General features: G+C 61.9%; 25 protein-coding genes and 1 pseudogene. 20 read left to right on the top strand and 6 right to left on the bottom strand.

Features of this window, described 5'->3' with window-relative positions; genetic code table 11:
- Positions 1–76: 76 nt before the first annotated feature.
- From K5Q02_RS17270 to K5Q02_RS17205, 15 genes are all read left to right on the top strand, one after another.
- Positions 77–1,561, top strand: coding sequence for a TonB-dependent receptor domain-containing protein (locus K5Q02_RS17270; RefSeq protein ID WP_268945234.1), 1,485 nt, complete (start codon positions 77–79; stop codon positions 1,559–1,561).
- Entirely contained in the window at positions 1,486–2,202 is a 717-nt protein-coding gene (locus K5Q02_RS24360; RefSeq protein ID WP_268945233.1) for a TonB-dependent receptor, read from the top strand. Before K5Q02_RS17270 ends, K5Q02_RS24360 begins: the two co-directional genes overlap by 76 nt.
- 169 nt (positions 2,203–2,371) lie before the next feature.
- Positions 2,372–4,057, top strand: a complete 1,686-nt coding sequence (locus K5Q02_RS17265; protein WP_225832540.1) for an ABC transporter substrate-binding protein — start codon at positions 2,372–2,374, stop codon at positions 4,055–4,057.
- Positions 4,054–5,040: an ABC transporter permease gene (locus K5Q02_RS17260; RefSeq protein ID WP_225832538.1), complete on the top strand. Its 987-nt coding sequence runs from the start codon at positions 4,054–4,056 to the stop codon at positions 5,038–5,040. The genes K5Q02_RS17265 and K5Q02_RS17260 overlap by 4 nt, the downstream gene beginning before the upstream one ends.
- Entirely contained in the window at positions 5,037–5,903 is an 867-nt protein-coding gene (locus K5Q02_RS17255; protein ID WP_225832537.1) for an ABC transporter permease, read from the top strand. The genes K5Q02_RS17260 and K5Q02_RS17255 overlap by 4 nt, the downstream gene beginning before the upstream one ends.
- A complete protein-coding gene (locus tag K5Q02_RS17250) occupies positions 5,900–6,868 on the top strand; it encodes an ABC transporter ATP-binding protein (protein WP_225832535.1) in 969 nt (322 codons plus the stop codon). Before K5Q02_RS17255 ends, K5Q02_RS17250 begins: the two co-directional genes overlap by 4 nt.
- Complete coding sequence (locus K5Q02_RS17245; protein WP_225832533.1) at positions 6,822–7,604, top strand: ATP-binding cassette domain-containing protein; 783 nt, start codon at positions 6,822–6,824, stop codon at positions 7,602–7,604. The genes K5Q02_RS17250 and K5Q02_RS17245 overlap by 47 nt, the downstream gene beginning before the upstream one ends.
- A 93-nt stretch (positions 7,605–7,697) precedes the next feature.
- Positions 7,698–8,177 (top strand): HIT family protein, encoded by a 480-nt coding sequence (locus K5Q02_RS17240; protein WP_225832531.1) that lies wholly within the window; start codon positions 7,698–7,700, stop codon positions 8,175–8,177.
- Position 8,178: 1 nt separating this feature from the next.
- A complete protein-coding gene (locus K5Q02_RS17235; RefSeq protein ID WP_225832530.1) occupies positions 8,179–8,700 on the top strand; it encodes a GNAT family N-acetyltransferase in 522 nt (173 codons plus the stop codon).
- On the top strand, positions 8,700–10,085 hold the full coding sequence (locus K5Q02_RS17230; RefSeq protein WP_225832529.1) for an MFS transporter: 1,386 nt from the start codon (positions 8,700–8,702) through the stop codon (positions 10,083–10,085). The genes K5Q02_RS17235 and K5Q02_RS17230 overlap by 1 nt, the downstream gene beginning before the upstream one ends.
- A 184-nt stretch (positions 10,086–10,269) precedes the next feature.
- Entirely contained in the window at positions 10,270–10,815 is a 546-nt protein-coding gene (locus tag K5Q02_RS17225; RefSeq protein WP_225832527.1) for a GNAT family N-acetyltransferase, read from the top strand.
- 28 nt (positions 10,816–10,843) lie between these two features.
- Complete coding sequence (locus K5Q02_RS17220; protein ID WP_225832525.1) at positions 10,844–12,676, top strand: ABC transporter ATP-binding protein; 1,833 nt, start codon at positions 10,844–10,846, stop codon at positions 12,674–12,676.
- A 14-nt stretch (positions 12,677–12,690) separates the two neighbouring features.
- A complete protein-coding gene (locus K5Q02_RS17215; RefSeq protein ID WP_225832524.1) occupies positions 12,691–13,152 on the top strand; it encodes an NUDIX domain-containing protein in 462 nt (153 codons plus the stop codon).
- Positions 13,142–14,152, top strand: a complete 1,011-nt coding sequence (locus K5Q02_RS17210) for an aldo/keto reductase (protein ID WP_225832522.1) — start codon at positions 13,142–13,144, stop codon at positions 14,150–14,152. The genes K5Q02_RS17215 and K5Q02_RS17210 overlap by 11 nt, the downstream gene beginning before the upstream one ends.
- Positions 14,152–14,646 carry an AAA family ATPase gene (locus tag K5Q02_RS17205; RefSeq protein ID WP_225832520.1) on the top strand — a complete coding sequence of 165 codons (495 nt, stop codon included), beginning with the start codon at positions 14,152–14,154 and terminating at the stop codon, positions 14,644–14,646. Before K5Q02_RS17210 ends, K5Q02_RS17205 begins: the two co-directional genes overlap by 1 nt.
- 24 nt (positions 14,647–14,670) lie before the next feature.
- On the opposite strand, the gene K5Q02_RS17200 is transcribed toward K5Q02_RS17205, so the two are convergent.
- Entirely contained in the window at positions 14,671–15,111 is a 441-nt protein-coding gene (locus tag K5Q02_RS17200; protein WP_225832518.1) for a hypothetical protein, read from the bottom strand.
- 294 nt (positions 15,112–15,405) lie between these two features.
- Between K5Q02_RS17200 and K5Q02_RS17195 the strand changes: the two genes are divergently transcribed.
- From K5Q02_RS17195 to K5Q02_RS24640, 5 genes and pseudogenes are all read left to right on the top strand, one after another.
- Positions 15,406–16,395 (top strand): aliphatic sulfonate ABC transporter substrate-binding protein, encoded by a 990-nt coding sequence (locus K5Q02_RS17195; protein ID WP_225832516.1) that lies wholly within the window; start codon positions 15,406–15,408, stop codon positions 16,393–16,395.
- A gap of 75 nt (positions 16,396–16,470) precedes the next feature.
- A complete protein-coding gene (locus tag K5Q02_RS17190) occupies positions 16,471–17,304 on the top strand; it encodes an ABC transporter permease (RefSeq protein WP_225832514.1) in 834 nt (277 codons plus the stop codon).
- Between the two features lies 1 nt (position 17,305).
- A complete protein-coding gene (locus K5Q02_RS17185) occupies positions 17,306–18,025 on the top strand; it encodes an ABC transporter ATP-binding protein (RefSeq protein WP_225832512.1) in 720 nt (239 codons plus the stop codon).
- Positions 18,026–18,217: 192 nt separating this feature from the next.
- Positions 18,218–18,940, top strand: a pseudogene (locus K5Q02_RS24645) (MCP four helix bundle domain-containing protein); the annotation flags it as partial.
- Between the two features lie 33 nt (positions 18,941–18,973).
- A complete protein-coding gene (locus K5Q02_RS24640) occupies positions 18,974–19,846 on the top strand; it encodes a methyl-accepting chemotaxis protein (protein WP_442964014.1) in 873 nt (290 codons plus the stop codon).
- Between the two features lie 130 nt (positions 19,847–19,976).
- Here K5Q02_RS24640 and K5Q02_RS17175 read toward each other — a convergent pair whose 3' ends face one another.
- From K5Q02_RS17175 to K5Q02_RS17155, 5 genes are all read right to left on the bottom strand, one after another.
- The gene (locus tag K5Q02_RS17175; RefSeq protein ID WP_225832508.1) at positions 19,977–21,077 is read right to left on the bottom strand and encodes a sigma-54 interaction domain-containing protein; all 1,101 of its coding nucleotides are present in this window, start codon (positions 21,075–21,077) and stop codon (positions 19,977–19,979) included.
- An 8-nt stretch (positions 21,078–21,085) separates the two neighbouring features.
- Positions 21,086–22,273 (bottom strand): acyl-CoA dehydrogenase family protein, encoded by a 1,188-nt coding sequence (locus K5Q02_RS17170; protein ID WP_225832506.1) that lies wholly within the window; start codon positions 22,271–22,273, stop codon positions 21,086–21,088.
- Positions 22,270–23,427: an FMNH2-dependent alkanesulfonate monooxygenase gene (ssuD, locus tag K5Q02_RS17165; RefSeq protein ID WP_225832503.1), complete on the bottom strand. Its 1,158-nt coding sequence runs from the start codon at positions 23,425–23,427 to the stop codon at positions 22,270–22,272. Before ssuD ends, K5Q02_RS17170 begins: the two co-directional genes overlap by 4 nt.
- An 877-nt stretch (positions 23,428–24,304) precedes the next feature.
- Entirely contained in the window at positions 24,305–25,156 is an 852-nt protein-coding gene (gene sseA, locus K5Q02_RS17160) for a 3-mercaptopyruvate sulfurtransferase (RefSeq protein WP_225832500.1), read from the bottom strand.
- A 120-nt stretch (positions 25,157–25,276) separates the two neighbouring features.
- The gene (locus tag K5Q02_RS17155; RefSeq protein ID WP_225832499.1) at positions 25,277–25,555 is read right to left on the bottom strand and encodes a peptidylprolyl isomerase; all 279 of its coding nucleotides are present in this window, start codon (positions 25,553–25,555) and stop codon (positions 25,277–25,279) included.
- Positions 25,556–25,648 lie beyond the last annotated feature (93 nt).

The following is a 25,648-nucleotide window of genomic DNA, read 5'->3' as shown; positions in this document are numbered from 1 at the left end:
TAAGATGAAAACGCGTAAACGAACTAGAAATGCAATGCGGGCAGTGTTTTCACCTTCTTGGGGTGTGAGTGCCACGGTGCTTTTCATCGGTGGATTACAGGTGGTGCAGGCGGACACGGGCAGGCAAGCAGCGGAGCAAGACAGTCGGCTGGGCACGGTGGTCGTTCAGGGCGAATCACTGGACGCCACCGAGCTTGCCGAAAGCACTCTCAAGGAAGTGGCCGGTGGTGTGAATTTTGTCGACTCGGCGCGGGTCGAGAAGGGCCGGGTATCCACCAGCACCGATGTGTTCGCCCTGCAGCCGGGAGTCCTGGCCACCCAGGGCGGTGGTAACAATGACGGCATCCGCATTTCCATCCGCGGTTCAGGCATCAACAAGGGCGTTGGCTATTTCCGTGCGGGGATCTTCTTTCTCTTCGACGGGCTGCCGGTTTCCGGGCCGGGCGGCACACCCTATGAGCTGTTCGAGCCGTTGGGCCTGAGCCATACCGAAGTGCTACGTGGTGCCAATGCGTTCGATGTCGGCTCGCTCTACCTGGGCGGCGCCATCAACTACGTGACCAAGACGGGCCACAACGCCGCGCCTTTGCAGGTCCGTTACGAGGCGGGCAGTTACGGCTACCAGAAGCGCCAGATCAGTTCGGGCCAGGTGTTCGGCCCGCTCGATTATTACGTCAGCCTGACGGATTCCGCTGCAGACGGTTTTCAGGACCAGACCCGCGGCAAGAGCGCTGGTGTCGCGTCCAATATCGGCTATCAGTTTTCTCCGCAGTTGAAGACGCGCTTCTATTACCGCTACCGCACCACGGACAACGAGACCCCCGGCTACATCACCAAGGCGCAGTTGCAGGACGACCCCAAGCAGGCCAACCCGACCAGCGTCAACGTCGGCGCACACCGCAAGCAGCCGGGTTCCACCTGGCTTGCCAACAAGACCGAATACGCCTTTGACGATGGCTCGAACCTGGAACTGGGGCTGGTTTATCACGACTATCCCATCGACGCCAAACAGGGCGTGAACCGCAACTACTGGGGCTTTACCGACTACTCCGCCAGCCTGAAATATGACCGCCTCGATTCGCTGTGGGGCAAGAACAGCACCACGCGTTTCAGCGCGCTGCGTACCCAGCACGCCAACGGTTACTCGAAGATCAGCGTGCGTGTTCCCGGGGGCAATACCGCCGGTTTGCCGGTTGGCACCCAGGTACGCAAAACTGAATACGACGGCTCCGATACGGTGTTCAGCCTGAGCAATGAAATGGAATGGGTGGACGAGCGTTTCTGGTTGGATGTAGGCCTGTCTGCCGTCGAGTTTCGCCGCCGTGCCGAAGTGTCGTACCCGGTGGGCGGTCAGGCCGACAATCCCAACAACCCGATCGAGAAGAACGATTGGGAGTTCGTCCCGCGTATCGGTGCCCGCTATCAGCTGAGCCCCAACTGGCAGCTGTTCGGTAACCTCAGCCGCACCGTTGAGGCTCAGCAGTCGTGGGCGTTCGTTTCAGGACCCAGGCCTTCACGTCCGGCCCTGCGACCGGGCTCAATTCCGGTGGTCAGCAGCTAGAACCGCAGATCGCCGACACGCTGGAGTTCGGTACGCGAGGCGAGTACGGCCGCCATGCATGGGATCTGACCTTCTACCGCTCCCATGTGCAGGATGAACTGCTGTCGGTGGTGATCCGCGAGGCGACCTCGACCGCCGATGCGCTCACCGCCGAATACAACGCCAGCGACACCATCCACCAGGGCATCGAGTTCGGCCTGCAGTCGGTGCTTTACGAGAATGCCGGCAATGCCTTGAGCCTGCGCCAGTCCTACACCTACAGCGATTTCTTCTACCGGGACGACGATCAGTTCGGCGGCAATGACTTGCCGGGCGTGCCCAAGCACAACTACCAGGCAGAGCTGCGTTACGACTTCAACAATGGTGTGTACGTCGGCGTGAACACCTACTACGCCTCCAAGGCGCCGATCGACTTCGCCAATAGCCAGTACGCAGGTTCCTACAACCTGTGGGGCGCGGTACTGGGCTGGGATTCGCCGAAGAAGGAGTGGTCCGTCTACCTCGATCTGCGCAACATCACCGACGAGAAGTACGCCGCCTCCATCAGCCCGACCCATGATGCGCGCGGTGTCGATGTGCGCTCGATCATCCCAGGTGACGGCTTTGGCGCCTATGCGGGCGTCCAGTACAGCTTCTGGTGATGAGGGGCGGCAGCTAGCGTTTCAGGCGCCAGCTGTCTGCCTGCCAACAGCACCTGCACAGTTTGTTTCCTGATGACCTCAGTTCGCTCGCCCGAAGCCCGGTTTCACTGGGTTTCTGGCCTGGCACGCAGGGTGCAACAGACGCTTCGACATTCGCAATGAGCATGACATGCCTATCTATACCCATTTCAAGCCATTCGCCCGGCAAAGCCTCCCAGGCGGCCGACCGGTTCGTTCGCTCGGCGCCACTGCGCTGTGTGCCATTCTTCTTGCCGGCTGCGGGGCAGAGGTGGCGACCCAGGCGCGCAGTGACAAGCCCGTGAGCGGCGGCACCTTGATCTACGCCACTGATCGCGAGCCGACGTGTCTCGATCCGCATGTGGCTGGAGATATGCCGCAACTGTTCGTCGCCAGGCAGTTTCTCGATTCGCTGGTGTCGATGAACGAGAAAGGCGAGATCGGCCCCTGGCTGGCCAAGTCCTGGGACGTGTCGGAGGACGGCAAAACCTACACCTTCCATTTGCGCGACGATGTGCGCTTCACCGATGGCACGCCATTCAACGCGCAGGCACTCAAGGCCAACCTCGAACACATCGTCAACCCCAAGACCCAGTCGAGCACGGCCGGTGGCTACATTCGCCAATATGTGGCTACCGACATCATTGACGAGTACACCGCGGCAGTACGTTTGAATGCGCCCTATGCGGCATTCCTCGAGGTGCTGGCCCAGGGCTTCCTGGGCATTCAGTCGCCGGCGGCGCTGCGACGCAGCCGCGATGAAAATTGCCAGAGCCCGGTGGGCAGCGGGCCTTTCAAGGTGGTGCGCTGGGAGCGGCAGAACCAGGTTCTGCTCGAGCGCAACAGCGGCTATAACTCGGCGCCACCTACCGCATGGCATCAGGGGCCGGCCTACCTGGAACGCATTCAGTGGAAATTCATTCAGGAGCCCTCGGTTCGTTTCGCGTCGCTGCAGGCGGGTGAGGTCGACGTCATCGAGACGCTACCGCCGGAATCCCACGAAGCGGCACGGCGCAACCCCGATCTGCAACTGATCATCGCCCAGCGCCCGGGCAACCCCACCAATGGCACCTTGAACATCACTCGTGCGCCGTTCGACGACGTGCGCGTGCGCGAAGCCTTCGTGCGCAGTGCCGACGTCGAGGGTGCGCTGAAAAGCGTGTACTTCGGCGAGTTTCCGCGTTCGGGCGGGCCGCTCAGCTCGGCGACCCGGTTCTACAGCGGCGATTTCGAAGCCGCCCAGGCGTACGACCCGAAGCGCGCCGCCGAACTGCTCGACGAAGCTGGCTGGATGCAGCGTGACGAGCAGGGCTACCGAACCCGGGATGGCAAGCGCTTGCATGTCAACGTGGTGATCGGTAGCCGTACGGCGCCGTCGGAGCTGACCCTCTGGGAGCAGGTGCAGGCGACTGCCCGGCAGGTGGGAATCGATGTGCAGCTAGAACAGATGAGCGACGTGCAGGCGACCAAGCGCCAGGCGGACTGGGAGTACGACATTCGCATTGGCTATTGGAACACCAACACGGCTGACGTGCTGCGCATCGTGTTCGGCTCCGAGTTCGTCCAGCCCGCAGGGGTTGGTGGCTATCACCAGAACACCGCTGGCTTCGCCGACCCGGACTTTGACTCGGTAATGAAAGCCGCGCTGGCGACTCAGGACGCCGACGTCCGTGCGCGCCTCTATTACCAGGCCCAGGAAATCATCTCGCGCCAGTACCTGCAGCTGACCACTTACCCGCAAAGCACGCGGCTGGGCATCTACAAGACCACTCAGGGCGTGCACCTGGAGCCATCGCTGGCCGTTCCATATCTGTACGACGCATGGGTGAACAAATGAGCGATTCCGTTGCAGCATTCACGCCCGATCCTCGTCGTCAGCGTCGGGTCGCCTTGGCCAGGCGATTTTTTCATCGGCTGTTGGGCGGCGCGTTCGTTCTCTGGGCGATTGCCACGTTGATCTTCTTCGTGATGCGCTTGATGCCAGGCGATCCCGTGCTGGCGATCCTCGGTGGGCCGAGCGGCAATCCGACCCCCGAGACCATCGCCGAGGCCACCCGCGAGTACGGCCTCGACAAGCCATTGCCAGTGCAATACGGGCTGTACCTGGGGAAGCTGGTACAGGGCGATCTGGGCTCGTCCTACTCGCAGCACCTGCCGGTTACCCGAGTGCTGGCCGAGCAGTTCTGGCCAACCCTGGAGCTGACGCTGTTCTCGCTATTGCTGGCCTGGCTGCTGGTGCTGCTGCTTACGGTGCTGACCGCCGGGCGCAGGCACTGGGTGGGCGGCCTGGCTTCCATGCTCGAGACCCTGGCCGCTTCGATTCCCCACTTCTGGCTGGCGATTCTGCTGCTGGCGGTGTTCGCCTTTGGCCTGCGCTGGTTTCCACCGGCTGGCAGCGACGGCTGGCGCACGCTGATCCTGCCATCCCTGGCACTGGCCATTCCCCTGGCCGGTTTCATCGCCCAGGTCACCCGTGAGTCCCTGGAACTGACGCTCGAGCAGCCTTTTGTGCTGACTGCCCGTACGAGAGGTTTGAGTGATATCGCCGTGCGCTTTCGCCATGCGCTTCGGCATGCCTTGCTGCCGGGTATTTCCCTCTCCGGCTGGGCCATTGGTTCGCTGATCAGCGGGGCGGTGGTGGTGGAGGTGATTTTCTCCCGGCGCGGCCTGGGGCGTCAGTTGTACCAGGCGGTGCAGGCCCAGGATCTGCCGCTGGCCATCGGCATCAGCCTGGTGGTCGCTGCCGGCTACGTATTGATCAACGTGGTGGTCGATGCGCTCTATCAGTGGGTCGACCCACGCCAGGAGGCGACCGTATGAGTGAGTTGATGCTCAATACCCAAGTGCTGCTTCCAACGCCTGTGCGACTACGCCGCCACAAACTGCCCTGGGCGGCGTTGCTGGCCGCAATGTTTCTGCTGCTGTTGATCATCGCGGCACTGCTGCCTCAACTGTTCAGCCATACCGATCCGCTGAGCATCGCGCCGCGCGACGCATTCCAGGCGCCAGGCTGGGCGCACTGGTTCGGCACCGATCAATCCGGGCGGGACATCTACTCGCGGGTGATTCATGGCGCCGGACAGTCACTGACCATTGGCCTGGCCGCGACCTTTCTGGCCATGTCCATCGCCATCTACCTTGGTTTGCTGGGCGGGCTCGCCGGCGGGCGCACGGATCGCGCAGTGGGCTGGCTGCTGGAGATCCTCTTCGCGTTCCCTTCGCTGGTGCTGGCACTGCTGTTCGTGGCCATTTTCGGCACCGGGCTGATTCCGCTGATCGTGGCCACTGGGCTCGGCGCGGCACCCGGCTATGCGCGGATGGTTCGCGGCCAGGTGCTCGCCGTCAAAGGCTCGGGTTATATCGAGGCCGCGCGGGCGCTGGGCCACTCGCCGCGGCGCATCATCCTGCGGCAACTGCTGCCCAATGCCATGCGCCCGTTGCTGGTCACCGTGACCATGGGCATTGGTCAGGCGATCGTCTGGGCGTCGGCACTCAGCTTTCTGGGCATGGGCGCGCCACCGCCTGCGCCCGAGTGGGGCACCATGCTGTCCATGGGCCGGGACTTCATCGCCAACGCCTGGTGGCTGACCTTCTTTCCGGGGGCTTTCATCGTCCTGACCACGCTGTCCACCACCGTCGTCGGGCGTTATCTGCAGCAGCGACTAGAGGGACGCCTGTCATGAGTGAGCGCAGTCTGATCGTCGAAGGATTGTCCATCACCTTCGCGGATCGCCAGGTGATCCGCGACCTTTCGTTCACCCTTGAGCCGGGCAAGGCCATCGCCCTGGTGGGCGAGTCCGGTTCCGGCAAGAGCGTCACTGCGCGCAGCCTGGTGGGCCTTGCCGGCAGTGGCGCGCAGGTCAGCGCCCGTCGTCTGAGCTACGCGGGGCATGATCTGTTGACCCTGTCCGAGCGGCAATGGCGCCGATTGCGCGGCAAGGAGATCGGCTTCGTGTTGCAGGATGCCCTGGTGTCACTGGATCCGCTCCGGCCTGTGGGCAAGGAAATTCTCGAAGTGCTGCAAACCCACGGTTGGGGCACGCGCCATGAGCGTTCCGCGCGGGTACTGGAACTGCTGGACACGGTCGGCGTGCCCGAGCCCGAGTTGCGTGCCCGGCAGCGCCCGGATCAGCTCTCCGGCGGGTTGCGTCAACGCGCATTGATCGCCAGCGCACTGGCGCTGACGCCAGGGCTGATCATCGCCGATGAGCCGACCACCGCGCTGGATGCCACCGTGCAGGCGCAGATCCTTGGCGTGTTGCAGGAGATCAAGGCACGGGGTGATTCCCTGCTGATCATCAGTCACGACCTCGCGGTCGTGGCGCAGCTCGCTGATGAAGTCGTGGTGCTCAGGCAGGGTGAAGTGGTGGAGCAGGGGGCCATGCAGCAAGTGCTGCAGAACCCGCAGCATCCGTATACCCGCTCGCTGCTCGATGCCGTACCGACCGAGCATCCACGCGGTACGAGACTATCGCCAGGGCGTGGCAAGGCCGGTCCCTGTTCTCCGTGCAAACTCGGATACGCCGGTGTTGCTGGCGGCACATGGCCTCGGCAAGCGTTATCAGGGGCCGGACGGGCAGAGCCGTCAGGTCGTCGACGAGGTGTCCTTCGAGCTGCGTGCGGGACAGACGCTGGGCATCGTCGGTGAATCCGGTTCGGGGAAAACCACCGTGGCGCGCATGGCGCTAGGCTTGCTGCCCGCCGATCAGGGTGAGGTTCGTTTTCTCGGCCAGCTCTGGAACGGCGTCGGCGTCGAGGAGAAGTCCCGGCGCCCATACCGCCGTGCGATCAGCGTGATCTATCAGGACCCACTCAGCTCGTTCGATCCGCGCTGGAGCGTCGGGCAGATTCTGGCTGACGCACTGGAGGTAGCGGGTGTTCCGGCAGCGGATCGCCAGGAACGCGTCAGTGAGCTGCTGGACAAGGTGCGTTTGCCGGCCGATATCGCCGCTCGCCGGCCGCTGCTGTTGTCAGGTGGGCAACGCCAGCGGGTGGCCATCGCGCGAGCCATCGCCAGCGAGCCGCAGCTGATCATCTGTGATGAGCCGGTCTCGGCGCTGGATGTCTCGGTGCAGGCCCAGGTGCTCGATCTGCTGGCGGATCTGCAGGCTGAACTGGGCCTGGCGTACCTGTTCATCTCCCATGACCTCGGGGTGATCCGCCACGTCAGCGATGAAGTACTGGTCATGCACCAGGGGCGCGCCATCGAACATGGCCCGGTCGAATCGGTGTTTCTTGCCCCGCAGCAAGCCTATACCCAGCGCCTGTTGGGTGCCGTGCCGCGGTTGCCGGGTGCGGGCGTCGACCTGATCGTTCCGTCCGCAGAGCCGGAAAGCCCGGCACTGCTGTTCGACGAGGCGCGGCTGTGGCGAATTGCCGTATGAATGGCATGGACGACGCGTGCTTGCTTGCATTCGTGCGAGGCCGCAAGCGCGCGGCTCGTGCATTCGTCCCTCTAATCGTTTCAGGGAGGGCGTGTGACTGAGCTACCAGCCTGGGATGAATTGCTGCATGGCAAAGGCTGCCCACTCTGCGCGCCAAGGGCGAAGTACACGCAGCTCCTGCACTTTGTCACGACGCTGTCCGTATCGTCGCTTTACCTCAGCGCCAATCAGGCTTATCGAGGCACCTGTGCACTGATCTACGACCTCGGGCATGCGGTACACCCAGGGCAGCTCGACAGTGACCAGTGGCGGCTCTTCGCCGATGATCTGCGCCGGGCCGAAGCGGCCGTCAGGCAAGTGGTCAGTCCTGATCACATGAACCTAGAAAGTCTGGGCAACAGCGTTCCTCATCTGCATTTTCATATCGTTCCACGGTACAAAAATGACCCGCGCTGGGGACACCCCATCTGGATGAGCCGCCGCACAGAAATGCCCGATGTGCGCCTGCAGGATTCCGAATACGTGGCACTCGCACGGGATATCGATCTGGCCTATCAGACAAAGTATGAGTGAAATGCGTTCTGATCGCCCCCAGTTGACCTTGTGTTCGATCGACCTCGAGCGCCATGCCGATATCTGCGTGCGCTTTTGTGAGGACGCCATACAGGGCAGCTTCGGCTCCACCGATAGCTTCCATGGGGCTGATGGCCAAGGCGCTACGCGCTACCTGGCGCGATTGAGACAGCGCCAGGAGAGCCTGCCAGGTTCAGCGATGCATGCCTGGCTGGATGGCCGAATAGTCGGGCAGATCCAGATGAGCATCCTGTCGCAACACCCGCCAGCGCTGGGGTACGTGAGCCTGTTCTACCTGCTGCCGCAGTGGCGTGGCAACCGGCTCGGTGATGAACTGCAGGCCTACGCCATGCAGTTTTTCGCCGGCCTGGGGTGCTCGGCGGTGCGTCTCAGCGCTCATCCGACGAACCGGCCCGAATGGCGTTTCTACCAGCGACACGGCTGGCAGGATCTGGGGCCGCGGGAGGATGAACCCAGCGTGCATCTGTTGCACAAGGATCTGTCCGGCACGGCGCTTACCTGATGGCGAGTGAGTCGTTTTCCCGCACGGTACCGATCATCATCGGCTGCGCACTGTTCATGGAGCTGCTCGACGCGACGGCGGTGCTGACGGCGCTACCACAGATGGCGGCAGACTTCGGCGAGCCAACGGTGCGCATGAACCTGGTGGTGTCGCTGTATCTGCTTGCCGTGGCGCTGTTCGTGCCGGTTAGCGGTTGGGCGGCGGATCGTTTCGGGCCGCGGCGGGTGTTCATCGCGGCCATCCTGCTGTTCATGCTCAGTTCGCTGGCCTGCGCGGCCTCCGGTTCATTGCTGCAGCTGTCTCTGTCGCGGCTGTTGCAGGGGGCCAGCGGGGCGATGATGGTTCCGGTCGGGCAGGTGATCCTGCTGCGCTGGGCGCGCCGCGAGCATTTGCTGCAAGCCATGGCCTTTCTTTCCATCCCGGCATTGCTCGGCCCGGTGCTTGGCCCGCCGCTGGGTGGGCTGCTGGTTACCCTGTTGTCGTGGCAATGGATCTTTCTGATCAATGTGCCCATCGGCGTGCTGGGTATCCTGATGATCCGCCGCCATGTGCCGGAATACCCGGCGCAGCCGCAGGCGAAGCTCGATGGACTGGGTTTCGTGCTCAGTGGCCTCGGCCTAGCCAGCCTGGTATTCACCTTCGAAGCCATTGGCCACGGCTTGCTGCCTACGCCCTGGGTCATTGCATTGCTGTTGCTGGGGGTGAGCAGTGCGACCCTCTATGTGCGCCATGCGCGGCATGCACCGCAGCCATTGATCGATCTGCGGCTGTTGCAGGTGCCGACGTTCGCTACGGCCATCTGGGCCGGCAACCTGTTTCGTCTCGGCAGTGCTTCACAGCCGTTTCTGCTGGTGCTGCTTTTCCAGGTCGGCTTTGGCCTCAGCCCACTGGTAGCCGGCCTGCTGACACTGGCCGGTGGCGCCGGCGCGCTGACCATCAAGTTTCTTTCGGTGCGCATCGTCAAACGCTTCGGCTTTCGCCGCACCTTGCTGGGCAACTCCTTGTTGGCGGGGGGCTCCATCGCGCTGTGTGCGGTCTTCGATGCGCAGACGCCGTACTGGTTGATCGTGGTCTTGCTGTTCGTTGGCGGCGTCATTCGTTCGCTGCAGTTCAGTACCCTGGGGGCATTGACCTTTTCCGACGTGCCCGTGGAGCTGGCAAGTCGCGCCAGCAGTCTGTCGGCGATGTCCATGCAACTGAGCATGAGCCTGGCGATAGGGCTGGCAGCGGTCGTACTGAGCGCGATCATGAATCTTCGCGGCCATTCCGAGATTCACGCTTCCGACCTGAGCCTGACCATGTTGCTGTGCGGATTGCTATGTGCGTCATCCTGGTTGCTGTTTCGTCGCCTGGCACAAAAGGCAGGCAGCTCGGTCACTGGTTGAGCGGCTGCTGTTACCGGGCAGACAGCGTTCCAGCAGTTTGCCCCAAGGGGCATTCTCCAACTGTCGCTGTCTACTCCTAACCACATGAATTTATGAGAATTGTGCCGTTGGCACGGGCTGTGCTCCATGGTTATGCCGGCAATTGTGCGGCGAGCGTGAAGACTGGGCGGGAGGCCTGTGAAAAATGACCTGGATTGCAGCCAGTGTGCTGATTCGTCCACCGCAGGCTGAAGATGCACGGGCTATCGCGCAACTGCATATCCGCAGTTGGCAAGTGACCTACCGTGACCTGCTGTCAGCTGCTTATCTTGCCGCATTGAACGATAGCCTGGAGCGTCGTGTGGCCTGGTTCGACAAGGCCATCGCCGCAGGGGAGCCGGTGATCCGAGTCGCCGAAGCCGAGGGGCGTGTACTGGGCTGGTGCTCGTTTGGCGACAGCCGTGATGAGGGCGCCGCCCCTGCGACCGGCGAGCTGATGGCCATCTACCTGCTGCCTGAGGCCTGGGGGCAGGGCATCGGCTCACACCTCTGGGTGGCGGCCCGGCAGGCAATGCAAGACGCCGGCTACCGTGCCGTTACCGCCTGGGTACTGGACGGCAACCAGCGTGGTGCCGGCTTCTACCGTAGCGCCGGCTTCATCGCCGATACCGCCAGCCACCGCACCTTCGAGGAGAACGGCGAACCACTGCCGCTTACCCGCTTCAATCTGCAACTTGCCACTCCGGCGTAACCCTACCTGCCGCAAGGATTCGTACGCCATGAGCGTTTTCAGATTGACCCCGCGCGCCCCGAGCGACCCGCTCGACTGGAAGATCCGCAGCCTGCCGGATACCCCGCTGCAGTTCGTGCTGTTCTTCGTCAGGCACTACAAACCCTGGTATCTGGCCATCCTGCTGCTGCAGGTCGCTGCGGTGATATGTACCGTCCTCGTGCCCTGGGGGCTGGGGCAGATCACGCGGCTGGTCAGTGAGGGGCTCAGCGTGGAGAACGCTAGGGTGATCCTGCAATGGCCGGTACTGGCGTTCGCAGGCCTGATACTGCTCGAGGTGCTGTTCACCCGCAGTGCGACCGGCTGTCATATCCGCGTGCTGCCGCAGCAGCGCCGTACCGTGACGCATACCGTATTCGCCTACCTGCAGCAGCATTCTCATCGCTTCGTCAGCAGTGAGTTCGCCGGCGCTCTTGCGCATCGGGTTTCCGAAGTGGCCCTGGGCGTCAACCAGACGCTGAGCATTCTCCTGTTCGATCTGATTCCCCTGGCCGTCACCCTGATTCTGGCCACCGCTCTGCTATGGACGGCGTCGTCGCTGCTGGCCTTGCTGATGTTCGGCTGGTCGGTGCTGTTCATCGCTGTTTGCTATCACCTGGCCAAACGTAGCCATCCGTTGGCTCAACAATATTCAGCAGCGCGCAGCACCAGTAACGGAAAGGTGGTCGATGCCGTGAGTAACCTGACCAACATCCGTCTGTTCGCTCGCCACTCCTTCGAACACGACTATCTGGGTGACTACCTGGAGCGTGAAGTGGGTGCTGCCTACCGCTCGTTTGGCTACATGGAAAAGATTCGCTGGTTCCAGTCGATATCGGGAATGCTGCTGAAGATCAGTGTGCTGGTGTTGTCGCTTTACCTGTGGCGCAGCGGGCAGATCAGCATCGCCACGTTCGTCATGGCCACCAGCCTTTCATTGTTGATCATCAATGATGTGGCCAGCCTATCCCGGCGATTCCTCGAGTTCTTCGAGGCGTCGGGCAACATCGCCAATGGCGTTCGCACGCTGATCCGTCCCCATGAAGTGGTGGACAGGCCAGATGCCAGCAGCTTGCAGGTCAGCCGGGGAGAGGTGGCGTTTCGTGATGTCGCCTTCGGCTATTCGCCAGACAAACCGATCTTCGAGCACCTCGATCTGGTCATTCCCGCCGGACAGCGCGTTGGCTTGGTCGGCTCCTCCGGCTCGGGAAAATCGACCTTGCTCAACCTGTTGCTGCGTCTTTACGACGTCAATGGTGGCCAGGTGACGATCGATGGCGTGGATGTGCGTGAGGTCACCCAACAGTCACTGCATCAGCAGATCGGGCTGATTCCCCAGGAACCGGGGCTCTTTCACCGCAGCATTCGCGAAAATATCCATTACGGGCGGCTCGATGCGTCCCAGGAGGAGCTGGCGGCAGCCATTCATCGAGCCGGGGCGAGTGCCTTTATCGAGTCGATGGACAAGGGCTACGACTCGCTGGTCGGTGAGCGCGGCGTCAAACTGTCCGGCGGGCAGCGCCAGCGCATCGCCATTGCCCGTGTCGTGCTGAAGAACGCGCCGATACTGGTGATGGACGAGGCCACCTCGAGCCTGGATTCGATCACCGAGCACTTCATTCAGAACAAGCTGGACGAGATCATGGATGGCAAGACGGTGATCGTGGTGGCCCACCGGCTGTCCACCGTTGCTCACCTTGATCGCATCGTGGTCTTCGACAAGGGGCGCATCGTCGAGGATGGCAGCCATCAGGAGCTGCTCAAGAAACGTGGTTATTACTACCGATTGTGGAGTCGGCAATCCGACGGGATGACCCATGAGGATGCTGTGCAAGCAGTTTGATGGGATACGTAGTGATGCGTGAAGTCTTGAAGGCGGTCGCGTGTGTCATCCAGGAAGGCAGCCTGCTGTGTTTCCGGCATCCGTTGGCCGGTAATCAGGTACCCAAGGGCACGGTGGAGCCGGGCGAACTTCCCGAGCAGGCAGTCGTTCGCGAGTTGTTCGAGGAAACCGGTGTCGTCTTTAGCGGTGACGTGCAGGCTCTCGCGGTACTCAAGCAAGAGCGCCACGGTGCGCCCGGGGACGTGCAGATCCAGCGCTGGCACCTGTTTCTGTTGCCAGTGTCGGGTTTACCGCCCGCGTGGACGCATGACGCCTCGGGCAGCGAAGCCGAGGATGGCTTATGTTTCGAATGTTTCTGGCAGCCGCTCGAGTTGCCAGCCGTAGGCTTCCACGAGTCGTTCGAGCCAGTGATCGAGCGTGTTCGTGAGGCTGTATTGAGTCGGCCTGGGCCGACAGGAGAATCAGATGAGTCTTGAATATCGTCGCCTTGGCCGTTCCGGCCTGCAGGTTTCACCGCTAACTCTGGGCAGCATGATGTTCGGTGGGCAGACCGATGCCAGCGTGTCGCAGCGCATCATCGACACCGCCTTCGATCAGGGCGTCAATTTCATCGATACGGCTGACGTCTACAACGACGGGCGTTCCGAAGAAATCGTCGGCCAGGCCATTGCCGCACGACGTGATGATTGGGTCGTGGCCTCCAAGGTCGGCATGGGCGCCGCGGATGGCGTGGTCAACCGTCGCGGGCTGAGTCGCAAGAACGTACTGCGCGCCATCGAGGGTAGCCTGCGTCGGCTGGGTACCGATTACCTGGATATCTACTACCTGCATCGTGAAGACCCTCTCACTCCGCTAGAGGAGACCGTTTCAGCCATCGGCGACCTGCTGCGCCAGGGCAAAATCCGTTACTGGGGTGTTTCCAACTACCGTGGCTGGCGTATCGCCGAGATCGCCAACGTTGCCGAGCGCCTGGGCGTGGCCAAGCCAGTGGTCAGCCAGCCGTTGTACAACCTGGTCAATCGGCAGGTCGAAGTGGAGCAGATTACCGCAGCTGCCTTCCATGGCATTGGCGTGGTGCCCTACAGCCCACTGGCCCGTGGCGTGCTCAGCGGTAAGTACCAGCCTGGCGTCGCGCCGCTTGGCGACAGCCGCGCAGGGCGCCAGGACAAGCGTATTCTCGAGACGGAGTGGCGTGACGAGTCGCTGCATATAGCCCAGCAGATCAAGGCTTATGCCGAGCAGCGCGGCGTTGGCGTGGTGGAGTTCGCCATCGCCTGGGTGCTCAACAACGCGGCAGTCTCCTCGGCCATCGTTGGCCCGCGAACCGAGGCTCATTGGGCCACCTATACCAAGGCGCTGGAGGTGACAATCACTGCCGAGGACGAAGCGTTCGTCGATTCACTGGTCACGCCTGGCCACGCATCGACCCCCGGCTATAACGATCCGACGCACTTCGTTTCCGGCCGGCTGAGCTGATGCAGTCGGTGCTGGCGGGGCGCATCGTCAATCCTGACGACTACCTGGAAACGCCAGCCGGTCGGGTATTCACCGCCGAGCGCAGTCACCAGGCATGGGAGCAAGCCTATGCCGCTGTGGACGTGCTGCTAGCGCAGGCGAGCAGGCTCTATCTGGTCATGGGCGTGCAAGGTGCAGGCAAGTCGAGCTGGATCGCCCGCCATGCCGCTGGCCTGCAGGAGCACGCAGTGATCTTCGACGCGGCGCTGCCGGCACGCCGTCATCGCGAACGCCTGCTGACACTGGCCCGAGCTCATGACGTACCGGTAACGGCGGTGTTCGTGCAGGCAAGCCTGGATGAGGCACTATCACGCAACGCCGCGAGGACCGCGGACACGATGGTGCCGGAGCATGCGCTGCGCAGCGTTTTTGCAATGCTGGAAGTGCCTTCGGTGGAAGAGGGGATCGATACCGTCATCCTGCACCGCAGTGCATCTAACGGCGCAGCCGAATGACCTGCGCTTTCGTTAACCGCTGACCTAGGAGCGATTCACCAGATCGACGAGGTGGTTCAAGAGAAAGTCATTGCTGAACTGTGACAGGAAGGTCTCGGCCGACGAAAAGACAATCCATTGCCCGTGCTCTTTTCGAATGATCAGCGATGGATGCTCGGGAGACAGGTCGCTGACGATCACCCGCAGGGACGAGTCGACGATGTCGGGTTTGATATCAACGGTGTTGCCTGCGAGGACGATCTTGAGCGACTCGAGCTCGACGGTTGCACCGTCGAATGCGTGCGCCTCTTCGGTTCGGATCAGATCGAGGCCGCCAACGCCGGAAATATCGACATTGATCATCCTGAACAGCTCGGCAAGCTGCTCCCTGGCCACGTCGATTTGCCTGTTCCGCTCGGCGATGGCGTCGTCGGTTCTTTCTCGGTAGATCTTCAGGGCGATGACCAAATCACTCTTGCTTGCCATTCCGTTGGTTCCTCGGTGATGTCGTCTGACTCTAGTCGAGCATTCTGACAACTGCCAAATGCCATCGCCCTGTCGCCTGAACCGGGCGTCGTGGCAATTTCAATCTTCAACTGTTTGCCCAGCAACAGCGGATGTGCAGTTTGCCTGTGGGGTGGCAGGTGATCGCGCTAAAGCCCCCGTGAATCGGGCTCTGGGTGCTGGCATGAGTGCTGCAAAGCCACAGGTAATCGCGGAGTCGATCTGGGTGTCATGCCAGATCGACAACGCCGCGTCATTCCCTGTCAGGAGCATTCCATGCACCAATCCCGTGTCGCCAATTCGTTCGTACGGCTGCTGACCCTAGCTGCTACCGCCTTGACTCTGTCTGCCTCGCTGCAGGCGGCCGAGCTGCCCAAGGAGTTGAAGCTCGACTACGCCTATTACTCACCGACCAGCCTGGTGCTCAAGCGCTTTGGCTGGCTGGAGGAGAGTGTAGGCGCGGATACCAAGGTGAGCTGGGTGTTCAGCCAGGGTAGCAACCGTTCCCTGGAATACCTGAACAGCGGCGGTGTGGATTTTGGTTCCACCGCAGGATTGGCCGCAGTGCTGAGCCGTGCCAATGGCAGCCCGATCAAGACCGTTTACGTCGCCAGTCGCCCGGAATGGACCGCGCTGGTGGTCGGCAAGGGCTCGCCGATCAAGACCCTGGAGGATCTGAAAGGCAAGAAGATCGCTGCCACCAAAGGCACCGATCCGTTCCTGTTCACCCTGCGCAGCCTGGCCACCGTCGGCCTCGACAAGAACGACGTGGAGCTGGTGCATCTGCAGCACCCGGACGGTCGCACTGCCCTGGAGAAGGGTGACGTCGATGCCTGGGCCGGCCTCGACCCACTGCTCGCCGCCAGCCAGTTGCAGGCTGGCTCGCGCATTCTCTATCGCAATCTCGACTTCAACAGCTACGGCGTGGTGAGCGTCACCGAGAAATTCGCCAAGGAGCACCCGGAGGCGATCGACAAGGTGCTGGCCGCCTACGAAAAGGCCCGTGAGTGGGCCCGCGCCAACCCTGAGGAGCTCGCCAAGATTCTTTCCGAAGAAGCCAAGCTGCCGCTGGAAGTGGCCAAGCTGCAACTGCAGCGCACCGATTTCAGCAACGCCCAGCCCGGCCCTGAGCATGTCGCAGCGCTGAAGGCTGCCGCACCCATCCTGCTCGAAGAGCAACTGGTGCGCCGTGGCACTGACGTGAATGCCGTGGTGGACGCACTCATCGAGCCGGCGTTCGGCAAGCAGGCCATCGCCGCCAAATAAGGCGTGCGTACAGCGCTTGCCGCCGTTCGCTGCGGCAGCGCTGTGTTCATGTCGCTTCAACAATCGGAGTCTTTCATGACAATCAAGAGCAAGTCGCTGCCGGCTTTGCGCAGTTCCCCATGGAAACCGGGGTTCGATGCCAGTGCCTGGCGTCGGCGCGCCAAGGGATTGGTCATCCCGCTGCTGCTGATCGTGTTTCTGGAAATCGTGGTGCGCATCGGCTGGATTCCGTCCTATCAGATGCCGGCCCCCAGCGAGATCGTGCTGACCCTGCACGAGCTGGCCGAAGGGCCGCTGTGGGGGCATATCGGCGCCAGCCTGGCGCGGGTATTCGCCGGTTTCGCCATCGGCGCCGGGCTGGCCCTGCTGGTGGCCGCCTGGGTGGGCCTGAGCCGTGAGGCGGAAGCCTATCTGGAGCCCACCTTCGCCGGGCTGCGGGCGATTCCCAGTCTGGCCTGGGTACCGCTGCTGTTGCTCTGGCTGGGCATCGACGAGACCTCCAAAGTGGTTCTGATCGCCATCGGCGCGTTCTTCCCGGTTTACGTCAACGGTGTCGCGGCCATCCGCAACATCGATCGCAAGCTGGTCGAGGTGGGGCAGATGTATGGTTTCAGCTCGCGTCGTCTGGTCGCGCGTATTCTTTTGCCAGCGGCGTTGCCTGGGCTGATGACCGGCTTGCGCAGTGGCCTCAGCCTGGCCTGGATGTTCCTGGTCGCTGCCGAACTGATCGCAGCGACCAAGGGGCTCGGTTACCTGCTCACCGATGGCCGGGAAACCTCGCGGCCGGATATCGTCCTGGCCTCGATTATCGTCCTGGCGTTGCTCGGCAAGCTTAGCGACGGCCTGCTGGCCAAGCTGGAGCAGCGCCTGCTGGGCTGGCGAGACGCATTCACTGGCAAGGAGGTTTGAGATGGCAGCGCCATTGCTGGATATCCGCGTGGAGCGCAAGAGCTTCGCGGGCGTGACCGTGCTGCAGAACGTCGGCCTGTCCCTGGGCGAGCGGGAAATCGTCAGCCTGCTGGGCCCCAGTGGCTGCGGCAAGAGCACCTTGCTGCGCATCGTCGCAGGGCTGGAGCGTGAGTTCAGTGGCCGCGTGCAGCTCGGTGAACAGGGCGGCGACGTCTCTTTCGTGTTCCAGGAGCCGCGGCTGATGCCTTGGCTCACGGTGGAGCAGAACATCGGCTTTGCCGACGACCGTAACTACGACCGTGAGCGAGTGGCGCAATTGATTGCCGAAGTGGGCCTCGATGGCTTCGCCAGCGCGCTGCCCAAGGAGCTCTCCGGCGGCATGGCGCAGCGCGTGGCCCTGGCGCGCGGACTCTACTCACGGCCACGGGTGCTGCTGCTCGACGAGCCCTTCAGCGCAGTGGATGCCTTCACCCGCATGAAACTGCAGGATCTGCTGCTCGAGCTGGCCGAGCACCATGCCATCGCCTTGTTGGTGGTGACCCACGACGTAGACGAGGCGCTGTATCTCAGTGACCGGGTGCTGGTGATGGGCAACCGCCCCAGCGGCATTCGCCAGGAGCTTATCGTCAACCTGCCGCGCCCCCGTGACCGCCGCGATGGCGAGCTGTCACGGCTGAAAGCCGAAGCGCTGACCGAGCTGCACCTGGCCCATGCGATCTAAGAGCCCGTTCGAAGTCTGCGGCGCGTCGGCAGCTGTGTTTTGAATAGGGCTGGCTTGCCGGCAGCCCAGCCGCAGAGCCGATCTGATCGCTTGCAGATGTGATGGCCAAAGGCTTCATATTTATTCCCCTTTGCCGATAGAAATGGAAAGGCATACGCGATGCTTCATTTCTGACTGGCCGGGGGTGGGTACATGTTGTTGAGACGCTTGAAAATAGCCAAACGAACGCTGTTGTGTTTCGCGCTTATGGTCGTGCTGGTGCTAGGGCTCGGTGGTTTCAGCCTGCTGCAACTGGCGAGCATTCGGGGCGAAGGGCTGGAGATCGAAAACGATGCCCTGCCGGGTATCGCCATTGGCGATGACATAGCCCTGGCGTTCGCCAATACGCGTTTCGATGTCATGAAGATGCTGTCCACCCGCGATGCTGCTCAGCTCAAAGAGGCCTACGAAGAACTGGAGCTGCGCAAAGCGGAGTTCGTGGAGGCCATGACAGCTTATCGGCCATTGATAACCTCTACGGACGAGCGCGCGTTGCTCGACAACATAGATCGCATCTTTCAGGGCTATAGCGGCCAGGCAGAGCAGGTACATGAGCTGGTCGGGGCCGGGCAGGTCGAGGCAGGCCGAGAGCTGGCGTGGACGCAGATGGCCAATGTCGCGAAAACGATGGTCGGTGAGCTGGACAAGCTCGAGCAGATCAACGATGCGTCCGAGCAGGCATCGAGTGCCAAGGCCACTGCCGAGTACGATAAGGCCAAGCTGATCACGCTCATTACGATGTTCATCGCCGTGGTGGCGACGGTGATACTGGCGTGGCGTCTGACGAAAAGTCTTTCCGGGCCCATCGGGCAGGCGTTGGCTGCTTCCGAGACGGTGGCGGCGGGCGACCTGCGGCCAACCAGCGCTGACACTTCGGGCATCGACGAAGCGGCCCTGTTGCTGCAATCCATGGAGCGCATGCGCGAAAACCTGCGCTCGACCCTCACGCATGTCGGCGATGCGGCGAGCCAGTTGTCCTCGGCCACCGAGGAGATGAGCGCGCTGATGCTGAGCAACAACGCGGATCTGCTGACTCAGAACAGCGAGATCGAGATGGCCGCGACCGCCGTGACGGAAATGAGTCAGGCTGTCGACGAGGTCACCCGTAATGCGGTCTCGACCTCAGAAGAGTCCAAGGCTTCATCGCGCACGGCCAAGCAGGGCGAGGAGGAGCTCGAGCGGACGGTTCGATCCATCATCGAGTTGACCGAAAACGTCTCCAGCGCCTCCGAGCAGGCTCAGCTTCTGGCTTCTCGAACGCTGGAAATCACCAAGGTGCTGGAAGTCATTCGCTCGGTCTCCGAGCAAACCAACCTGCTGGCGCTGAACGCCGCGATCGAAGCAGCTCGCGCCGGCGATGCCGGGCGCGGCTTTGCGGTGGTTGCCGACGAGGTGCGTGCGCTGGCCCACCGCACCAGTGAATCGACCCGTGAAATCGAAACCATGATCGGCCATATCCAGCAGGGCACTCGCAGTACTGTCTCTGCGTTGGCAGTGAGCAGCGAGCAGGCTCAACGAACCAAGGGCCAGGCTCAGTCGGCCAAGGATGCATTGAGCCTGATCGCCAGCTCCGTGACGGTGATCGACGATCGCAATACAGTTATCGCCAGCGCATGTGAAGAGCAGGCACAGGTCGCCCGGGAGGTCGATAGCAACCTCGTGCGCATCCGCGACCTCTCCGCCCAGTCCGCGGTTCGTGCCGATCAAACGGGCAGTGCCAGTCGTGCGCTTGCCGAGCTGGCTACGGGCCTGAGCGTCAAACTCAGGCATTTTCAACTGTGAGAAGTAGGGCTGCGTAATTCGCCGCCCTGCTAGTCCTGTCTTTTGCATGAGGTTAGAGCTCATGCGCGTTACAGCAGAGGGGCAGGGCGCCAGCTCATCCACGATGCTGAGGTCGCATGGTCATCAGCTGTCATATCGACAGGTTGATGACCCGGTTGCCCTGCGAACTTTGCGCAGGTTTTCGTTTGTTGACGACCAGCTCGCCAATCGCGATCAGCCTGGCCCGGGTGACGTTGCGCGTCAGCCCAAGCAGGCTGGCGGTGTGTACCTGGTTGTAATGGCTGAAACGGTAGGCGGCCCTTAGCAGGCTGTCCTCGACCTTCTCGTGAAGGGCGCCGCTCTGCTCCTCGAACAGCCGCTGGAATGCGCGCTGCAGCAGGGCATCGGCGGACTCGTCGACCGGCGGCGTGCCATCCTGGCGCTCGATGCGCATGTTCGAAAGGCGCAGATCATCGTGCTCGATCACCCCGGCGCGGCAGATCAGCAGCGTGTGGTGGATGACGTTCTCCAACTCACGGATGTTGCCGGGCCAGCTGTAATTGACCAGCTTGGTCTGCGCCTCGTGGGTCAGGCGCACCTCGCCGTAGCCAAGACGGTTGCTGTAGGCCGTGATGAAGTGCCGGGTCAGCGGCAGGATATCGCCAGGGCGCTCGCGCAGCGGGTGCAATTGCAGGCTGACGACATTCAGGCGGTAGTACAGATCCTCGCGGAAATGCCCGGCGTTGATGGCCTTTTCCAGTAGCACGTTGGTTGCCGCCAGTACCCTGACGTTGATCGGAATGCTTTTGCGTGAGCCAAGGCGTACCACCTCTCGCTCCTGCAGAACGCGCAGCAGCTTGACCTGGATGGGCATCGGCAGGTCACCGATCTCGTCGAGGAACAGGGTGCCGCCGTTGGCCTCCTCGAACCAGCCGGCCTTGGCAGCCAGGGCGCCGGTGAAGGCACCCTTTTCGTGGCCAAACAGCTCGGCCTCGACCAGAGACTCGGAGAAGGCTCCGCAGTTGACCGCCATGAACGGCCCGTTGCGCCGGCCACTGAGGTTATGGATATGCCGAGCGACCAGCTCCTTCCCAGTACCGGTTTCGCCGATTATCAGGACGCTGGCCTCGCTGGGTGCGACCTGTTGCAAGTGGGCGAGCAGCGCCTGCGATTTTGGGTCTTCGAAAACCTGTGCGGTTGCCCGAATCGAGGTAGCCAGTGCGGGAGAGGGAGGAAGCGTCAACAGCTGCATGGGTATCCCTATGAGTAGAAGGTTGGGGTGGGGCGCGTCTGGTTGAGAGCCCAGTCGCCCAGTTCCTGGATCTTGTAGTCCACGGGGTCGTGCAGGGTTTGCGTGCGCAGGTTGCGCCAGTGCCGATCAAGACGTAGTGAGGCATGAGTCGCGCGAGCACCCGTGACCTCGAAAAGCCGATTGCAGATATCCAGGCCGGTACGGCTGGCTGCCACCTTGGCGGTGGAGATGGAGATGGCCAGTTGTGCACGCTCTTCTGCGCTTAGCGCATGTTCCTTGCTCCAGGCCTCATCGAGCTGCGCGGCGGCGCGCTCGACCAGCAGGCGCACGCCTTCCAGGCCGACCCAGAACTCGCCGTAGTGGCGCAGGATGTAGGGATCTTCACTGGTGTGCTGGGCCTTGGATTTGAACCAGGGTCGGCCCTCCTTGAGCGTGTAGTGACGTGCGTCTTCCAGGGCGCCTTCGGCGATGCCGAGAAAGATGTGGGAGAAGTGCAACTGCGCGATCAGCGGCCTGAGGCAGGCAAACGGCGTACTCAGCGGTCCCGGATCGAGCAGCAGCTCTTCTTCCTCGACACGCACCCGCTCGAAGGTCGCGCTGCCGCTGTCGGTCTGTCGCTGGCCCATGTTGTTCCAGTCATCATGCAGGGTGATTCCAGTACGACCGCTGGGGATTGCGGCAATCAGCAGCTTGCCCCCGGCACTTTCGTCAACGGCCGAGGCGATCAGCATCTCCGAGTCGGTGGCGCCCGAGCAGAAGCTCTTCTTGCCGGAGAACTCGCGCCAGCCATCGAATTTCTTGACGATGGTTCGGGTGTCCAGCGGGTTCAGGGCGTTGCCCCAGAACCAGTTCTTGCGTGCGGTCTGCTCGTACCAGGGCTGCCACTGTTCTGGCCGGGAGAACAGCCGCACGGTCGCCAGCATCAGGTGTTGGAAACCGAATACGTGGGCGATGGAGCTGTCGACCTTGGCGAATTCACGCACCACCCCCAGGGTCTCGGCCCAGCTAGCGCCCACGCCACCGAACTGTGTCGGGATGCTGAGTGCGAGCAGGCCGCTCTGGCGAATGGCGTCGCGCTCGGCCTTTGGCGTTCCGCCTGCTTCATCGCGCTCGACAGCGGTTTCGGCAAAGCCGGCAGCCAGCTTTCGCGCGGTTTGCAGTGGGCTGAGAACTGCAGTTTTATGATGGGCGCTCACGCGGAAGTCCTCGCTGTCTGGGTACTGGGCAGCACGTCGTTGGCGATCATTTCGCCGAATGGGCCCGTGAGATTGGTGATGCCACGCCCGGCCAGGCTGGCATAGGGCTCGGGCAGAAGCGGGAAAACCAGCTCGGCGAAGCGATAAGCTTCCTCGAGGTGGGGGTAGCCCGAGAAAATGAAGCTGTCGATGCCCAGGTCGGCGTACTCCTTGATGCGATCCGCCACCTGCTGCGGGTCACCGACCAACGCAGTGCCAGCACCGCCACGCACCAGGCCGACGCCAGCCCAGAGGTTGGGGGCGATTTCCAGGCTGTCGCGGCGTCCACCATGCAGGGCCGCCATGCGTCGCTGGCCTTCGGAGTCGAAGCGCGAGAAGGACTTCTGCGCCGCCTCGATGGTGTCGTCCGAGATGTGCTCGATCAAGCGATCTGCAGCCGCCCAGGCTTCTTCCGCCGTCTCCCGGACGATTACGTGCAGGCGAATACCGAACTTCAGGGTGCGCCCATGTTTGGCGGCGCGGGCGCGAACATCGGCGATTTTCTCGGCCACTGCGGCTGGCGGTTCGCCCCATGTCAGGTAGACGTCGAGCTGCTCGGCGGCAAGCTCGTGGGCGGCCTCCGATGATCCGCCGAAGTACAGCGGCGGGTAAGGGCGCTGCAGCGGTGGATAGAGAGCTTTGGCGTTATCGACCTTGAGGTGTTTGCCGTCGAAATCCACGGCTTCCCCTTGTAGCACGCGACGCCAGATACGCAGGAACTCGTCGGTGACTTCGTAGCGCTCGGCATGGCTCAGGTGAATGCCGTCGCCGCGATTCTCGTCGGGGTCGCCGCCGGTAACGACATTGATCAGCAGGCGCCCGCCTGACAGGCGATCCAGGGTTGCGGTCATGCGCGCCGAGACGGTTGGCGAAATGATTCCGGGGCGGATGGCGACCAGATAACGCAGGCGCTCGGTCATGGGCGCCAGGGCCGAGGCGACTACCCACGAGTCTTCGCAGGAACGGCCGGTTGGAATCAGTACGCCGTAATAGCCCAGCCCGTCGGCTGCCTGGGCGATCTGCTTGAGGTAGTTGAGGGTTACCGGGCGGGCGCCCTGACTGGTACCGAGAAAGTGGCCGTCGCCATGGGTCGGTAGAAACCAGAAAACATTCATCGAGACGCCTCCCGCTCATTGCGGGCCTGTTGCCGGCCAGCATGGATCGAGAGCGCTGACGGCCTGCGGTGGGTCGTAGATTTGGTGCGGTGAGCAATCATGTACGCGTCCTGTGACTGAGCCCCGTGAACAGGGCGGTACAGGCAGACAGCAAGAGCTGTACCAGCAGCATTGACCACGGATTATGTGGCCTTGAGGCAGCTGATGAAGGAGGAGGTGTTGCTCTGCCGGGCGTAGTGTTGCGCAACTGTTGCCTAGCAAACAGTTGTTGGGCGTACAGCGCGGATGCAGAAAAGGGTTGGAGGGTGCAGGGCATGGCGTGCTCGTTTCGTGTCCTGTTCATCAGGGTTATACGAGCAACGACTTATTCTTCAAAAGAATTTGAAAGGATATCGTTATAGCTGTTTTTGAATTTTTGCTGCTAATCCTGTTTCTAGATTTATTTTATAAAATATATAAAAATCATAAACTTATGAATTATATGTGATGTTATTTATCGATTGTTTTCCTGCCTTATGCTAAGCAGGCAGAAGATTCGCTGATCGCCAAACTGCTTGTGACCTGTCCAGCTAAACTGCTTTTTACCGATTTTATCGCCATCTGCCGACCTGTTCGGTGGTTTTGGCACCCAAGTGTCCATCGTGCAACAGTGCTGCGCTCTGCATGCCTTGTTAGCAGTGACGACGTCATCACACCTGTAGGCTGCGCTTTTACAGGAGAAACAATCTAGTAAATCCTTATTTATCAATAAAGTAAGATTGATATTTAAATAAATTATCACCTTTATTGGTGCCAAAAACGCCCCAGACTGGAATGTGGTGCGCCTGGTTTTCTTGAGGGATGGCGTGCATCCCCGGTAGGGATGCACGTCGGCCTATCAAACCAGTCCGGTCGCTTTGGGTGTGTCTTGGCGGCTGCCCCATTCTGTCCATGAGCCGTCATACAGTGCAGCTTCTGGAAGACCGGCCACTTCCAGGCCTAGCAGCAGTACGGCAGCCGTTACGCCGCTACCGCAGCTGGTGATCACTGATTTTTTGCCGTCGACGCCGGCCTCGGCGAACAGTGCACGCAGCGAGTCTGCGGGCTGCAGGGTGTGATCAGCGCGCAGTAGTCGGCTGTAGGGCAGGTTGTGGCTGCCTGGAATATGCCCCGAGGCAACGCCCGAGCGTGCTTCTGCGGTACTGCCATCGAAGCGGTTGGCGGCGCGGGCATCGAGGATCAGGGTGTCGTGTTGATCGATGGCTTCGAGTACGTCGCCCAAGCCCTTGAGCCTGCGTGTATGCACGTTGGTTTCGAAGGTTCGCTGGGGAACGGCAGCAGGTTCGCCTGTTTCGCTGGGACGGCCTTCGGCCAGCCATTTGGGCAGCCCGCCATCGAGCACGGCGACGTGCTCGTGACCGAAATAGCGAAACAGCCACCAGGCGCGGGCGGCGGAGAACAGTCCCTTCTGATCGTAAACCACCACGCGGCTGCTGTTGTCGACGCCCTGTGCGCCGATCAGACGGGCGAAACGGCCCTGGGATGGCACGGTATGGGGCAGCGGTGTATCAGGGTCGGAAAAGGCGTCGATATCGAAGAAGCGTGCGCCGGGGATATGCCCCTTGAGGTATTCCTCGTGGCCGTTCTTCGCTTCATTGGGCAGGTAGGTGCTGGCATCGAACAGCACCACGTCCGCGGCATTGCCCTCGCGGGCGAGCCATTCACTGGTAACCAGGGGAGCAAAACTCATCCTTCCATCTCCTTTCGTCTGGGGCGGTTTACTTTTCATCCTGCCAGCTTGGCTGGCAGGTGGCATCCCATGGCGATGGTTTCCACTAGACCGTTTTCACCTATGCATAGGATGCGCAGGTCAGTCGCGGAAGAACACTTGTACCAAGTGATAGCCGAACTGGCTCTTGATCGGGCCGTGGATCTCGCGCAGCGGTTTTTTAAAAATCACCTGGTCGATGGCGCGCACCATCTGCCCAGGTTTCACTTCGCCCAAGTCACCACCGCGTTTGCCGGAGGGGCAGGTTGAATGTTTGCGGGCCAGCACGTCGAAGGCTTCGCCCGCCGCGATGCGTTTTTTAAGAGCCGCCGCTTCCGCCTCGGTCTTGACCAGAATGTGGCGGGCCATTGCCTTTGCCATGACGGATTCCTCATTTTTTCGGGCGCATATTGTGCCAGTATTTGATGCGCCATCAGAATGGCGTCGTTTTTCCGGCTTAATCTGGCCGGTCTC

The organism is Pseudomonas sp. MM211, assembly GCF_020386635.1.
Lineage (GTDB): Bacteria > Pseudomonadota > Gammaproteobacteria > Pseudomonadales > Pseudomonadaceae > Aquipseudomonas.
The sequence above is the reverse complement of the archived record's forward strand: the minus strand, read 5'-3'. Positions and strand labels throughout refer to the sequence as shown.

Coding starts and splice junctions, on each gene's coding strand:
- K5Q02_RS17265 (WP_225832540.1), top strand. CDS start 2,372: ATGCCTATCTATACCCATTTCAAGCCATTCGCCCGGCAAAGCCTCCCA.
- K5Q02_RS17260 (WP_225832538.1), top strand. CDS start 4,054: ATGAGCGATTCCGTTGCAGCATTCACGCCCGATCCTCGTCGTCAGCGT.
- K5Q02_RS17255 (WP_225832537.1), top strand. CDS start 5,037: ATGAGTGAGTTGATGCTCAATACCCAAGTGCTGCTTCCAACGCCTGTG.
- K5Q02_RS17250 (WP_225832535.1), top strand. CDS start 5,900: ATGAGTGAGCGCAGTCTGATCGTCGAAGGATTGTCCATCACCTTCGCG.
- K5Q02_RS17235 (WP_225832530.1), top strand. CDS start 8,179: ATGCGTTCTGATCGCCCCCAGTTGACCTTGTGTTCGATCGACCTCGAG.
- K5Q02_RS17230 (WP_225832529.1), top strand. CDS start 8,700: ATGGCGAGTGAGTCGTTTTCCCGCACGGTACCGATCATCATCGGCTGC.
- K5Q02_RS17225 (WP_225832527.1), top strand. CDS start 10,270: ATGACCTGGATTGCAGCCAGTGTGCTGATTCGTCCACCGCAGGCTGAA.
- K5Q02_RS17220 (WP_225832525.1), top strand. CDS start 10,844: ATGAGCGTTTTCAGATTGACCCCGCGCGCCCCGAGCGACCCGCTCGAC.
- K5Q02_RS17215 (WP_225832524.1), top strand. CDS start 12,691: ATGCGTGAAGTCTTGAAGGCGGTCGCGTGTGTCATCCAGGAAGGCAGC.
- K5Q02_RS17210 (WP_225832522.1), top strand. CDS start 13,142: ATGAGTCTTGAATATCGTCGCCTTGGCCGTTCCGGCCTGCAGGTTTCA.
- K5Q02_RS17205 (WP_225832520.1), top strand. CDS start 14,152: ATGCAGTCGGTGCTGGCGGGGCGCATCGTCAATCCTGACGACTACCTG.
- K5Q02_RS17200 (WP_225832518.1), bottom strand. CDS start 15,111: ATGGCAAGCAAGAGTGATTTGGTCATCGCCCTGAAGATCTACCGAGAA.
- K5Q02_RS17195 (WP_225832516.1), top strand. CDS start 15,406: ATGCACCAATCCCGTGTCGCCAATTCGTTCGTACGGCTGCTGACCCTA.
- K5Q02_RS17190 (WP_225832514.1), top strand. CDS start 16,471: ATGACAATCAAGAGCAAGTCGCTGCCGGCTTTGCGCAGTTCCCCATGG.
- K5Q02_RS17185 (WP_225832512.1), top strand. CDS start 17,306: ATGGCAGCGCCATTGCTGGATATCCGCGTGGAGCGCAAGAGCTTCGCG.
- K5Q02_RS24640 (WP_442964014.1), top strand. CDS start 18,974: ATGGAGCGCATGCGCGAAAACCTGCGCTCGACCCTCACGCATGTCGGC.
- K5Q02_RS17175 (WP_225832508.1), bottom strand. CDS start 21,077: ATGCAGCTGTTGACGCTTCCTCCCTCTCCCGCACTGGCTACCTCGATT.
- ssuD (WP_225832503.1), bottom strand. CDS start 23,427: ATGAATGTTTTCTGGTTTCTACCGACCCATGGCGACGGCCACTTTCTC.
- sseA (WP_225832500.1), bottom strand. CDS start 25,156: ATGAGTTTTGCTCCCCTGGTTACCAGTGAATGGCTCGCCCGCGAGGGC.
- K5Q02_RS17155 (WP_225832499.1), bottom strand. CDS start 25,555: ATGGCAAAGGCAATGGCCCGCCACATTCTGGTCAAGACCGAGGCGGAA.